Raw genomic sequence first — 13,266 nt, 5'->3', positions numbered from 1 at the left:
GGGGGCTGAGTAACCCTCTTTGGAAAATCATCGGAAAAAATATGTCAGTCGCTGTCGATATTCATAACCACTTTCTCCCGGAGTCCTGGGAAAACCTCGCCGAGCGATTTGGTGAACCCAATTGGCCGTGGATGAAGCATCTCGGTTGCGGCAAAGCGATGTTGATGGTCGGAGATCAGGAATTCCGTCCCGTTTATTCCGCGACGTGGGACGTCCACAAGCGACTGGAAGAAATGGACCGTGACGGCATCGACCATCAGGTCATGAGTGTTACTCCGGTGCTCTTTGCCTATCTTCGCAAACCAGAACATGCCCTGGATTGCGCACGCATGTTCAACGATATGGCGCTGGAGATGTGCGCACGCTCCGGCGAGCGCATCCATGCCATAGCTCAAGTTCCTCTGCAGGACGTGGACGCTTCGTGCCGTGAGGCGGAGCGAGCCATGGCGAATGGACATATCGGCGTGGAACTCGGCAACCACGTTGGAAACAAAGACTTCGATGACGAAGGCATCATCACTTTCTTGCAACATTGCGCCCATATCGGTTGTCCGATTCTGGTGCATCCATGGGACATGATGGGTGGCGGCAGGATGAGTCGCTACATGTTGCAGTGGCTGGTAGCGATGCCGGCGGAAACGCATTTGACGATGCTGTCGCTCATCCTGTCTGGAGCGATGGAGCGTATTCCGGAAAGCCTGCGGATCTGCTTCGCCCATGGTGGTGGCAATTTTGCCTTTACATTGGGGCGCGCCGACAACGCCTGGAAGTATCGTGACATCGTGCGCGAAAACTCTCCCCTTCCGCCATCTAGCTATGTGAAACGGTTCTGGATCGACTCGGCGGTATTTGACGAGCGCGCGCTCGATTATCTCGTCTCCGTCATGGGTGACGATCGCATCATGCTTGGCACGGACTACCCCTATCCCCTCGGGGAGCAGCAGATGGGTTCACTTATCCGTCATGCCAAACACCTTGATCATCATCAGAAGACGCGCATTCTCGGCGAGAACGCTTCCAAGTTCTTCAATCGCTCGTTTGATAAGCGGATCTGAGTTCCTTCTAAGAGAGTGTTTGTGAAACCAAGAGATATCGATTCGCGCCGTCGTTTCCTAAAGTTTGCCGCCAGCATTGCTGCAGCGACGGTGCTGGCCGAGGGGTTGCCGCGAGTGGCGCGTGCAGATGATCTGTCAAAGGTTTCTGAAGCCGATCCCGTTGCCAATGCGCGGGGCTGTTTTGAAGACGTCAGAGACAGTTCAAATGCCGAGCGCAACGCTGGCAATGCCTGTGCGGGTTGCCAGTTCTATAAAAAAAAACCAGAAAAACCCGATCTGGAGTGCACTTTCCATTCGGCTGTCGGTGACCTCTGTTTGTAAGCCCGATTTCCAGGTGGTGCGGCGCCTGCGCGCAGCCTAGCGCCTAGTTGGAGAGATGGCTCGGTAGTAGATTGGTGTGATGCAGCTGTTTGTCGGCATGTTCAAAGAACGCCGCAAATTCATAAGGTCTGTAGCTTTGTCGCGGCATGGCAGCAAGTATTCATAGAGGCGCCGGTGGCGGCCACATATTCTGCCGCGCTGCATCAAAAATCGGCCGCCATAAGGAGGCGTAAAGATTGGGCTATTTACTACCTATTGACTACCCGCAATCCCCGGTGACTGCTACTGCTGGGTGCTACCATCTACGACATGCCGCCACGCGGCTCCTTCTCCCATCCCTTTTCGTTGCAACCATCTAATGGCTCAATCCGACGACTTCCGCCAAGCCGCCCTCGAGTATCATCGCCTGCCGCGTCCCGGCAAGATCAAGGTCACACCGACTACGCCGCTGGTTACGCAGCGCGATCTCTCGTTGGCATATTCACCGGGTGTGGCTTATGCCTGTGAAGCCATCGTCGAGAATCCGCAGAACGCCAGCCAGTACACCGCGCGTTCCAACCTGGTGGCCGTGATCACCAACGGCACCGCCGTGCTGGGCCTGGGCGACATCGGGCCGCTGGCCGGCAAACCGGTGATGGAAGGTAAGGGCGTGTTGTTCCAGAAGTTTGCCGGTATCGATGTGTTTGACATCGAGCTCAATGAGCGCGACCCGGACAAGCTGGTGGACATCATCGCCGCGATGGAACCGACCTTCGGCGGCATCAACCTGGAAGACATCAAGGCGCCGGAGTGCTTCATCGTCGAGCGCAAGCTGCGCGAACGGATGAAGATTCCGGTGTTCCACGACGACCAGCACGGCACTGCGATCATTGTCGGTGCCGCGGTGATCAATGCGCTGAAGATCGTCGGCAAGAACATCGAGGACGTAAAAATCGCCACCACCGGTGCCGGCGCAGCAGGCATTGCCTGCCTGGACATGCTGGTGGCGTTGGGTGCAAAGCGGGAACACATCACGGCGTTCGACCGCGAGGGTGTGCTCTATGTGGGGCGCGATCATATGGACCCGGACAAACAGCGTTATGCGCGCGATACCAAGGCGCGCACGCTGGCGGAGATCGTGGACGGTGCGGACATCTTCCTTGGCCTTTCAGCCGGCGGCATCTTGAAGCCGGAGATGGTGGCGACCATGGCCAAGCAGCCGATCATCCTGGCGCTGGCCAATCCGAATCCGGAGATCCTGCCGGAGGATGCCAAGCGAGTACGCCCGGATTGCATCATTGCCACCGGCCGTTCGGATTACCCGAACCAGGTCAACAACGCACTGTGCTTCCCGTACATCTTCCGTGGCGCGCTGGATGTGGGCGCTACCGGCATCAACGAAGCCATGAAGCTCGCTTGCGTGCGTGCGATCGCCGCATTGGCGCAGATGGAAGCGGGTGATCTTGCCGGTGCTTATGGCGGTGAAGCGCCTACGTTTGGTGCCGAGTATTTGATTCCGCGCCCCTTCGATCCGCGCCTGCTGGTGATGTTGGCGCCTGCCGTGGCGCAAGCCGCGATGGATTCCGGCGTGGCCACGCGGCCGATCGAGGATATGGAGGCTTATCTCGAGAAGCTCAGTCAGTTTATCTATCGCACCGGTCTGATCATGAAGCCGGTGTATGAGCGCGCGCGCGCCGATCGCAAGCGCGTGGTGTATGCCGAGGGTGAAGAAGAAACCGTGTTGCGCGCGGTGCAGACGGTGATCGATGAGAAGCTGGCGTACCCAATCCTCATTGGTCGTCCGGACGTGATCGAGACGCGTATCGAGCGCTTGGGCCTGCGTATGCGTGCCGGTGTGGATTTCGAACTCACCAACATCAACGACGATCCTCGTTTCAACGAGTACTGGCAGCAATATCACGCGCTGACCGAACGCCGTGGCGTCACGCCGGCAGCGGCGAAAAATCTGATGCGGTCGCGTCCCACGCTGATCGCTTCGATGATGGTCAAGCGCGGTGAGGCGGATGCGCTGATCTGCGGCCTGGTCGGGCGTTATCACAAGAAGCTCGGCTATATCCGCAGCGTATTCGGTCTTGATCCGGGTGTATCGTGTACGTCGGCGATGACGGCGGTGATCAACGACAAGGGCACCTGGTTCTTCCTTGATACGCACGTGCAGTGCGACCCATCCGCCGAGCAGATCGCCGAAGCCACGCTGCAGGCGAGCTATCGGCTGAGGCTGTTCGGCATCGAGCCGAAGGTCGCGTTGCTGTCGCACTCCAACTACGGCAGCCATGAGAACGCCAGCGCGGTGAAGATGCGCGAAGTACGGAAAATCCTGTGCGAACGCGCGCCGAACCTGGAAATGGACGGTGAAATGCAGGGCGATACGGCGTGGGACGAGGAGATCCGCCGCCGCATGTTTCCCAACACCACCCTGAGCGGACGCGCCAACTTGTTCGTGATGCCCAACCTCGATGCCGCCAACATCGCCTATAACATGGTGCGGGTGATGACCGATGGCGTAGCGGTCGGCCCGATCCTGATGGGCGTGGACAAGCCTGCGCACATCCTCACCCCTACCTCCACGGTACGGCGCGTGGTGAACATGACGGCGATTGTCGTGGCGGATGCGCAGATTCGCGCGGCTCAAGTTGAGCGGAGCTGAAGTATTTCTCCCTCTCCCCGGAGGGGAGAGGGTTGGGGTGAGGGGTAAACCTCGCGAGAAAACACCCAATAACCCTGAGGCCGTCCTTCCCGCGCAAGCGGGAATCCACTTTGCTCTGATGCAAAAAGCCGAAGATGGATTCCCGCTTGCGCGGGAATGACGGCAACACGAACCCGCGCGGACGGTTTTGTGTTCCACAGCACCCTATGATGCACCGCCACAAACCCTTCGCATACGTATGTATGGTCCGACAATTGGCGGGACCGGTGCGGCAAGGCTAGAATCGAAGGGTTAGCTCGTCCTGCGGCGAACACGCCACGCGGTCCCTCCCTGTTCCGTGCCGGCCTGGCCGCCGGATTGATGCCTGCCTCGGCTCCGTCGCCTCCCCGCGACGCACACCCACCGCAAGGCGGCGCATGGCGCCGCGGAGACGTTTCATGGATCAGCTCGACGACATTCTCCACCAGGATCTCGACCCCACCGAAACCCAGGAATGGGTCGAATCGCTCAGCGCCGTCATCGATCGCGAAGGCACCGAACGTGCACACTTCCTGCTGGAGCGGCTGGTCGACTCCACGCGTCGTTCCGGCGGCTACCTGCCGTTCGACCCCACCACTGAATACGTCAACACCATTCCGCCGCATCTGGAAGCCAAGATGTCCGGTGATGCCGCGATGGAATGGCGCATCCGCACCCTGATCCGCTGGAACGCGATGGCGATGGTGGTGCGTGCCAACCGCAAGCCGGGTGAACTGGGTGGCCATATCGCCAGCTTTGCCTCGTCCGCCACGCTTTATGACGTCGGCTTCAACCATTTCTGGCGTGCACCGAGCGCTGATCACCCGGGCGACCTTGTGTTCCACCAGGGTCACTCCAGCCCCGGCATCTATGCGCGCTCCTTCCTCGAAGGCCGCATCGCCGAGGAGCAGCTCGACCTGTTCCGCATGGAGGTGCTCGGCCATGGCCGCGGGCTTTCCTCCTATCCCCACCCTTGGCTGATGCCCGATTACTGGCAGGTGCCGACGGTGTCGATGGGTTTGGGCCCGATCCAGGCGATCTACCAGGCGCAGTTCTGGAAGTACCTCGAGCACCGCGGCCTGATGCCGAAGACTGACCGCAAGATCTGGTGCTTCATGGGTGACGGCGAGTGCGATGAACCCGAGTCGCTGGGCGCGATCTCTCTGGCCGGCCGCGAAGGCCTGGACAACCTGATCTTCGTCATCAACTGCAACCTGCAGCGCCTGGACGGTCCGGTGCGCGGCAACGGCAAGATCATCCAGGAACTGGAAGGTGTGTTCCGCGGCGCGGGCTGGAATGCCATCAAGGTGGTGTGGGGCAGCTACTGGGATCCGCTCCTGGCGCGCGACAAGAACGGCGTGCTGCGCAAGCTGATGATGGAAACCATCGATGGCGAATACCAGGCGTGCAAAGCCTTCGGTGGCGCGTACACACGCGAGCATTTCTTCGGCAAGTATCCGGAAACGCGCGAGATGGTCGCCAACCTCAGCGACGACGACATCTGGCGCTTGAATCGCGGCGGCCACGATCCGCACAAGGTGTACGCGGCCTATCACGCAGCGACGAACACCAAGGGCATGCCCACCGTCATCCTCGCCAAGACCGTGAAGGGCTACGGCATGGGCGCGGCCGGTGAGTCGCAGAACCCCACGCACCAGCAGAAGAAGCTGGATGATGAGGCTGTGCGCCACTTCCGCGACCGCTTCAACATTCCGGTGTCGGACGAGAAGCTCAAGGAAGTACCGTACTACCACCCTGGCAAGGATTCGCCGGAAGTGCAGTACATGCTCGAGCGCCGTAAGGCTCTTGGCGGCTCGTTGCCGCAGCGCCGCCGCCATTCCGACGTGAAGCTCAAGGCGCCGGAACTGGCCGCGTTCGAGCAGATCACCAAGGGCACGGGCGATCGCGAAATCTCCACCACCATGGCGCTGGTGCGCGGCATGAACCTCCTGCTGCGTGACAAGGCCATTGGCCCGCGCGTGGTGCCGATTGTGGCTGACGAAGCGCGTACCTTTGGTATGGAAGGCATGTTTCGCCAGATCGGCATCTATGCGCCGTTCGGTCAGAAATACCGTCCGCAGGACGCCGACCAGCTGCTCTACTACCGCGAAGACCAGAAGGGCCAGGTGCTGCAGGAAGGCATCTCCGAAGCCGGCGGCATGGCTGCGTGGATGGCGGCGGCGACCAGCTACAGCATCAGCAACCAGCCGATGCTGCCGTTCTTCATCTACTACTCGATGTTCGGCTTCCAGCGCATCGGCGACTTGGCCTGGGCGGCCGGCGACATGCGTTCGCGCGGCTTCCTGATCGGTGGCACCTCCGGGCGCACCACGCTCAACGGCGAAGGCCTGCAGCACGAAGATGGCCATTCGCACTTGCTGGCGGGAGCGATTCCGAACGTGCGTGCGTACGACCCGACCTTCTCCTACGAAGTCGCGGTGATCATGCAGGACGGCACGCGTCGCATGCTCGACGAGCAGGAAGACGTGTACTACTACATCACCGTGATGAACGAGAACTACGCCCACCCCGATCTGCCGCAAGGCGTCGAGGAAGGCATCGTCAAGGGTATGTACCTGTTCAAGGATGCCGGCAAGCCGAAGAAGGGCGAGCCGCGCGTGCAACTGCTTGGTTCGGGCACGATCCTGCGCGAAGTGATTGCAGCCGCGGAACTGCTGGAAAAGGATTTCGGCGTCAGCGCCGATATCTGGTCCGTGCCGAGCTTCATCGAGCTGCGCCGTGACGGCTTCGATGCCGAGCGCTGGAATCGCCTGCATCCAGAAGCTGAGCAGCGCGTGCCGTACGTCACCGGCCTGTTGCAGGGCCGTCAGGGTCCGGCCATCGCCGCGACCGACTACGTGCGCGAGTATGCCGACCAGATCCGCGCCTTCATGCCGGACGGTACGCATTACACCGTGCTCGGCACCGACGGCTTCGGCCGCTCGGATACGCGCGAGCACCTGCGTGGCTTCTTCGAAGTGGACCGCTATTGGATTGCCCATGCCGCACTCGCCGCACTGGCGAAGGAAGGCAAGGTCAACGCGAAGGACGTGTCGCGTGCGATCCGCGAGTACAAGCTCGATCCGGAAAAACCCAATCCGCTGACGGTGTAAGAAGCAATGTTTTCCCCTGCTGTCATTCCCGCTTGAACGGGAATGACAGTCATGAGGGTTGTCTGGGTCAGTCTTCGTCGCGCCGCAGTGTGCGATAAAGCAAGAACAACGCCCCCACCGTACCGGCGACGATCGCCGCCGTAGCGACCGGGTGCCGGCCCGCATGACGACGCAGGCGGCGGTACTGGTAGTTGGCTTCGTCGGCGAAATCTTCGGCGCGGCGCGCCATGCGACGGCGGGCATCACCGCTGCTGAGCTTGCTTACGGCACGACAGCCGCGAGACAGCAAGTTATCGGCGGTATCGGCGGCACCGTCTGCATACTCGCGCACACGGTTGCCAAGGTGGTCGAGTCGGCGTTCGATGTCGGCTTGCCTGCTCATGGCGTTCTTCCTTTTGTCTGTATTACGGGTTATTCAACTTGCCAGCGCCCACGTGAGCGGGACGTTAACCAATAGTATTAATCGATAGTAGACGTCTAGACATGGATTTACATCACCTGCATAGACGATTGAAATCAGGCTTGCAGTGTTGCTATGCGGGATAAGAGTGACGCCACGTTCCCCCCGCGACTATGTCGACGCAGGTTCCATATGCAGCCGTTGCCGCCGGCGCAGGGTAGGAAACAGCATCATCCACAGCCCGACCACCACCAGGGTGCCGATGCCGCCCACCACGGCCGAGCCGACCGCGCCGAGCCAGGCGGCGAGCATGCCGGATTCGAATTCGCCGAGTTGGTTGGAGGTATTGATGAAGATCGCATTCACCGCGCTCACGCGCCCGCGCATCGCATCGGGCGTATCCAACTGCACCAGCGAACCGCGGATCACCATGCTCACCATGTCGAATGCGCCCAGCGCAAACAAGGCGAGCAGCGACAGCCAAAGCAGCTTGGATAAAGCGAACACGAGTGTGGCCACGCCGAAGCCGGCCACTGACACGAACATGATCTTGCCCACGTTGCGTTCCATGCTGTGGCGTGCCAGCCAGAACGACATCAGCAGGGCGCCGACGGCAGGCGCTGCACGTAGCAGGCCCAAACCCCATGGACCAGTATGCAATATGTCCTTGGCGAAAATCGGTAGCAGTGCCGTCGCACCACCCAGCAGCACGGCGAACAGGTCCAGCGAAATCACGCCAAGGATGTCCTTGCGTTCGCGAATGAAATGCACACCGGCAAACAGGGTTTTCAATGTGGCCGGTTCGCGTTTCGGTGGTGCTTGTTCGTAACGCAGCTGCGACACCATGACAGTGGAAACCAAGTACAAAACCGCCGCCACCGCATACACCACGCCGGGACCGGCGACATAAAGCAAGCCACCCAAGGCCGGCCCCATGATCATCGCCGCCTGCATGGCCGAACCGTTCACCGCCATCGCACGCGGTAGCAGGGCAGGGGGCACCAGCGCCGGTACCATCGATTGCATCGATGGCGATTCGAAAGCCTTGGCCGTGCTGATGATAAAGATCAGCAGCAGAATGCCCACTTCGTTGATGGCATGCAGCAAGGTCAGCGTCGCCAACAGCACGATGGCGATCCACTCCACGATCTGGCCCATCAGCACGATGCGCCTACGATCGAACTGATCGGCCAGGTGGCCCGCCGGCAATGCCAGCAATACCGATGGAAAGAATTGCACCAGGCCGATCAGCCCCAGATCGAACGCGCGGCCGGTGATCGCATAGATCTGCCAGCCCACTGCTACGGAGAGCATCTGGAAACCAAAGCTGGAGGCAGTGCGGGCGCACCAGAAGGCGAGATAGGCGCGGTGGTTGAGCAGCGAGTCGGCCGAACCTGGCGCGGACTTGGATGACATGCGGAATCCTTGTCTGGAAGCGGCATTATCCGGAGCTGCGACGATCTCGCAAAGCAACGATCACGTTTTCTTTTAGGAGACAGCAGTGTGGTGATGCTGGTCTTGATCCCGGCTTGAACGGTTGCATCCGGCTGGGCGCTCGTTTCAAGCTAGGGACCTCGTTTCGCTGGGATCGCCACGATGCCCCGTTTGCCGTTCCGCCACGCTCTCGCCGCGACCGCCGCTTGTGGTTGGTTGTTGCTTGCCGCCTGCTCGCAGCAGGATCAAAACACCCCGTCGCAGCAGGATGCGGCCAAGGCCCAGGCACAGCAGATGGCCCAGGAGGCGAACCGGCAACTGCAAACCTATCAGCAAGCTTTGCAGCAGAAGAACGACGAATTGGCCGCGCAGATTGGCGAGGCGATTGTCCAGCAATTCCCGGCCAGCGACGCGGCCAAGCAAGTGCAGCAGACGTTGCCCGAGGTGGAGCAGCGCGCCAAGGCATCCGCTGACAAACGCCGACTGGCCGCGCTATGGAGCTACCAGGTCGGCCCGATGGAGGGCGGCACGCAATCCACTGCCAGTCTTTACAGCACGCGTCCCAGTGGCGACCGTTCGATACGGCTGGTGCTGCGCCGCCATACCCAGTGGGGCGAGAGTGTGTTCCTGTTCGGTATCGGACACGGCTTTGCCTGCAAGGGTAATTGCACCATTACGGCCCAGTTCGACGACAAGCCGCATCCGCTGCGCGCCTTCCTGCCGACTACGGGCAATGAGCCGGCGATATTCATACGCGATGACAAACCCTTTATTGCCGCCATGGAAAAGACCAAGCGCATCACCATGACCGTCATCACGCGGGATGGCGATAAACAGGAAGTGCTCTTTGAAGTGGGTGGCTTCGACTCATCCAAGTGGCAGCCGCTCGGCAGTAAAAAGTAAGCCCGTGCACCGGCTGCGCGCTCGCGCGTTCCAGCGGTTATCCGGATCGAGGAGGAAGTTGTCATGACGAAATTACGCATGCTGCTGGCTCTCTTACTTCTTGGCGTGCTGCTGGCGTCCTGCGAATCCGTGCCGTACGCGCAGCGCTTGCAGCAACGCCAGCAGGCTTATAGTGCCGCCGCCGGCGCGCCGGTACGCAGCTTCCGCCTGGTGATGGGTGAGCAGATCTACTCGTGGGAACCGCTCAGCGATACGCAGCTGGTGATCTATACGCTGCCGAGCAAGGCCTATTTGCTTGATGTGTGGCCATGCAACAACCTCACATTTACCAACTTCATCGGGCTGACCAGCTTCGCCAGCCAAGTGCAGACCGGCTTCGACAAGGTGCTGACCGGACGCCCGTACATTCCGTGCATGATCAAGCAGATTCGCCCGATCGATCTGGCCCGGTTCAAACTGGAAAAGGAAAGCCAGCGCCACATCGAGAGCATGCCGCGCAATGACAGCGGCAATGCACCAGCGCCTGCCAGCAGCAGCCAGTAAGTAGCGCTGTTGGATCGAGCGACGCTCGCGGAAGCGTCGCTCGTTCGGGCTGAAGTGCCAAGCTGATCACGTTTTTGAAATCAGCCTGATGAAATTGACGCAGTACTCACTGCGTCTGTAAACGATGGGACTTGTGTAGAACGCTTGGTTGGGTGACGTCCGTTAGGCGTTTTCCTGGCTTTCATGCTGCACGCAGTGTCGTGATGGATAGCAGCTTAAGGAGAAGCACGTGAGCGTCGAGTCCCTATCGACAGCATCCGCCAAGATTGGCTCCGCACAGGAGTCGGGCGTGATGGCGCCTTCGTTTGCCACGTTGGATACGGTGTGCCTGGAGCGTTCGAATACGGATGATCTGCAGAAAGCCGTTCAACGCCATCTGGTTTATTTGCATCGCTATGGCTTGCAGAAAGGCGGCTATGTCGAGCAGCAGCGGCTAGCCATGCTCCTAGCCAGCCTTGCCAGGGCGTTGTTTCCCCTGAACAAAGGCGCACAGCTGGATATCGTCGTGGATGCGCTGGCCTGGTCGATCGCCTGGAGCGAGCACTGCGTGAGCTTGCGTAACCGCGACCGGTACACGGCAGAAGCGCTGATCTGGCAAGTCGTTGAGCTCACTTTGCAGTACGCGGGCGCGAAACCCGAACGTGATGCGTCGCCGCTGGCCTGGGCGTTCATGGACCTCTGGAAACGTGAGGCGGCAGGCATGAGCCCATACTGGCAAGAGCATGCTGTGGCGAATTGGCGCCGGTGGCTGTTGTGCCTGGTCAGCGACGACCATGGTAGTGAAGCTTTGCCGGGACCTTATCTGCCTGGCCATCAAGCGATGGATTGGTTCGTGTTGAGCGACTTGATCGAAGGAAGTTTGAAATTCGAACTGCCGCTTGGCATGCGCGAAGCGGCAGCTATCCAGACATTGCTCGACATGTACGCCGACTTGAATCAATGGCTGAGCGATATCAGCGCTGCGCAAGCCGGTGATGTGTGCCATACAGGTGCCAACAGTGTGTTTTGGCTGCAGCAGATACGTGATTGCTCAAGCGAGCAAGCCATTCGTGAAGTGCTTCACCTGCATGTCCATCTGACGGAACGCTGGTGCCTGCGGCGTGCGCGGTTATCGCCACTCTATGCAGCGATGCGTTTGGACGTGGACCAGCAACTAGGCGTGGAACGTTATGTGGCGGGGCTGGAATCGCTAATCGCCGGTTACTGTGCGTGGCAACGTCCGACACGGGGGCGGTCGTAGGTTGGGGTGAAAACCCCAACATCCCCATGCATGCATACATCTCAACGTTGGGGTTTGCACCCCAACCTACTGCTGCAAGAACAGTCGCTCGCTAATACGCGCAAGCGGCTTTTCCACCACCTGTTGCAACCGCGGCGGAAGACCCAGTGGCTTCAGTAGCATCTTCACCGTCATGTCCGTAGGAATGTGCCGCCGCAGCAGTGCCTGTGCAGGCCCGGTTACTTTCTGGAACTGCACTTGATCGTCCTTGTACTGCGGATAGCACTGATTGAAGACATGGCGCAGCGCAATATCGCTGTCTTCATTGCGGATCTCGTTGACGCGGCGAAGAATGGCGCGAAATACCTTGTAGCGCCCCAGCTTTTCCTGTTCGCGGTAACGCTGGAAGGCCTGGTAGAAGTGCTTGTAATGGCGTACTTCGTCGCTCTTGATGTGGTTGGTGAGCTGCTTGAGCACAGGCTCCTCGACGATGTCGTTCAAGGCGCGGTACAGGCTGGCCGTACCCGTTTCCACCACGCAGCGGGCAGCCAACTCCAGGCCGCGGGAGGTTTCCAGCTGTTCGTTGGTACAAAGTGCACCGTAGTCTTTCCAGAAAGCCTGGAAACCGGCATCCCAGTCGAATTCCGGCCACACGTGGCGCACGTAGGCGGCAAGGGCGCGACCGTGCTGCATCTCTTCATGCTCCCAGTGCTCGCGCAGCCAGCCTTGCAGTTCCAGGTCACCATCGAAATGCTCGATCAGGTTGCTGGTGTAAAGATCCGAGCCGCTTTCCACGAACGATGCACTGCACAGCAGTAGAAACAGGTTTTCGTTGTGGCGCACGCGCGCCATGTCGATCTCGGCAAAATTCAGACTTTCCAGAGTCCAAGGAAGGACAGTGCTGTAGTCCACGTAGCGGTTCCTGTGCAAAAAAGGCCATCTGATCTATGACAGATCAGGGACAACAGGATAAATGGTGAACGCTGGGACGGATTAATGCCAGCCCACCCCTGCCTGGGCGGCTTTTATCGAATGACGGTGACGGGTACGTGGGCGCCGGCCAGCACGTCCTCCGACACCGAACCCAGCAGCCAGCGGGCGAGAGCGCCGCGTTCGGTATGGCCGATCACGATGTGGTCGACAGGGTGCTGCCTGACCTGGTTGAGCAACGCATCACCGGGACTGCCATGGGTGATTTCCAGGTCCACCAGCATGTCGGTATCCGGGTCGAGGGTGCGCAGTTCCTGCAGGGTTTCCCGGGTTCGCTCGGTGGCCGAGTCGGTCATCATCAAGGCGCAGGCATCGGCCCCGCCCTGGGTCACCTGTAGCACCGATACCACCCGTACCCGCCCGCTGCAGGCGCGTGCCAGTTCCATGGCGAAACGGAAAGCGCGTTGCGAGGTTTCCGAACTGTCGTAACCGACCAGCGAATACTTGGGCATGTGTGCTCCCTGTTGAAAAGCGCACGGTTCCAGTGTGCGCGGCACCTTGTTAGTTAAGCATCAAGCGAAGGGAAACAACAGCACCGTTCTGTACGCCCGCCTCACGGGAACTTGCCGACACTGAACGCCACCGACTGCTCTTGCCGATTTGTTCAGTTATTTGATTCCACA

11 protein-coding genes are annotated in these 13,266 nt (G+C 60.0%); 7 read left to right on the top strand and 4 right to left on the bottom strand.

Annotated elements, in window-relative coordinates; all coding sequences use genetic code 11:
* The first annotated feature begins 41 nt into the window (after positions 1-41).
* The 4 genes from IEX75_RS22600 to aceE all read left to right on the top strand — a co-directional run bounded on the left by IEX75_RS22600 (position 42) and on the right by aceE (position 7,154).
* A complete protein-coding gene (locus IEX75_RS22600) occupies positions 42-1,055 on the top strand; it encodes an amidohydrolase family protein (protein ID WP_188798021.1) in 1,014 nt (337 codons plus the stop codon).
* 21 nt (positions 1,056-1,076) lie between these two features.
* Positions 1,077-1,376, top strand: a complete 300-nt coding sequence (locus IEX75_RS22595) for a twin-arginine translocation signal domain-containing protein (protein ID WP_188798020.1) — start codon at positions 1,077-1,079, stop codon at positions 1,374-1,376.
* A 358-nt stretch (positions 1,377-1,734) separates the two neighbouring features.
* Entirely contained in the window at positions 1,735-4,023 is a 2,289-nt protein-coding gene (locus tag IEX75_RS22590; RefSeq protein WP_188798019.1) for an NADP-dependent malic enzyme, read from the top strand.
* 437 nt (positions 4,024-4,460) lie between these two features.
* Complete coding sequence (gene aceE / locus IEX75_RS22585; RefSeq protein ID WP_188798018.1) at positions 4,461-7,154, top strand: pyruvate dehydrogenase (acetyl-transferring), homodimeric type; 2,694 nt, start codon at positions 4,461-4,463, stop codon at positions 7,152-7,154.
* A gap of 67 nt (positions 7,155-7,221) precedes the next feature.
* On the opposite strand, the gene IEX75_RS22580 is transcribed toward aceE, so the two are convergent.
* Positions 7,222-7,536, bottom strand: a complete 315-nt coding sequence (locus tag IEX75_RS22580; RefSeq protein ID WP_188798017.1) for a hypothetical protein — start codon at positions 7,534-7,536, stop codon at positions 7,222-7,224.
* A gap of 189 nt (positions 7,537-7,725) precedes the next feature.
* Positions 7,726-8,970, bottom strand: a complete 1,245-nt coding sequence (locus IEX75_RS22575; RefSeq protein ID WP_188798016.1) for an MFS transporter — start codon at positions 8,968-8,970, stop codon at positions 7,726-7,728.
* Positions 8,971-9,150: 180 nt separating this feature from the next.
* On the opposite strand from IEX75_RS22575, the gene IEX75_RS22570 reads away from it, so the two are divergent.
* The 3 genes from IEX75_RS22570 to IEX75_RS22560 all read left to right on the top strand — a co-directional run bounded on the left by IEX75_RS22570 (position 9,151) and on the right by IEX75_RS22560 (position 11,674).
* Entirely contained in the window at positions 9,151-9,891 is a 741-nt protein-coding gene (locus tag IEX75_RS22570) for an outer membrane protein assembly factor BamD (protein WP_188798015.1), read from the top strand.
* A gap of 63 nt (positions 9,892-9,954) precedes the next feature.
* Positions 9,955-10,434, top strand: coding sequence for a DUF6491 family protein (locus IEX75_RS22565; RefSeq protein WP_188798014.1), 480 nt, complete (start codon positions 9,955-9,957; stop codon positions 10,432-10,434).
* Positions 10,435-10,663: 229 nt separating this feature from the next.
* Positions 10,664-11,674, top strand: a complete 1,011-nt coding sequence (locus IEX75_RS22560) for an isoprenoid biosynthesis enzyme family protein (protein ID WP_188798012.1) — start codon at positions 10,664-10,666, stop codon at positions 11,672-11,674.
* A gap of 66 nt (positions 11,675-11,740) precedes the next feature.
* Here the strand turns inward: IEX75_RS22560 and IEX75_RS22555 are convergent, their stop codons facing one another.
* Together IEX75_RS22555 and IEX75_RS22550 are read right to left on the bottom strand one after the other, a co-directional pair.
* On the bottom strand, positions 11,741-12,565 hold the full coding sequence (locus IEX75_RS22555; protein WP_188798010.1) for a ferritin-like domain-containing protein: 825 nt from the start codon (positions 12,563-12,565) through the stop codon (positions 11,741-11,743).
* A 113-nt stretch (positions 12,566-12,678) separates the two neighbouring features.
* Complete coding sequence (locus tag IEX75_RS22550) at positions 12,679-13,095, bottom strand: universal stress protein (RefSeq protein WP_188798008.1); 417 nt, start codon at positions 13,093-13,095, stop codon at positions 12,679-12,681.
* Positions 13,096-13,266: the final 171 nt, after the last annotated feature.

Source organism: Dyella nitratireducens, assembly GCF_014642835.1.
GTDB lineage: Bacteria > Pseudomonadota > Gammaproteobacteria > Xanthomonadales > Rhodanobacteraceae > Dyella_B > Dyella_B nitratireducens.
Note: the sequence above shows the minus strand (reverse complement) of the source record. Positions and strands in the feature narration are given on the sequence as shown.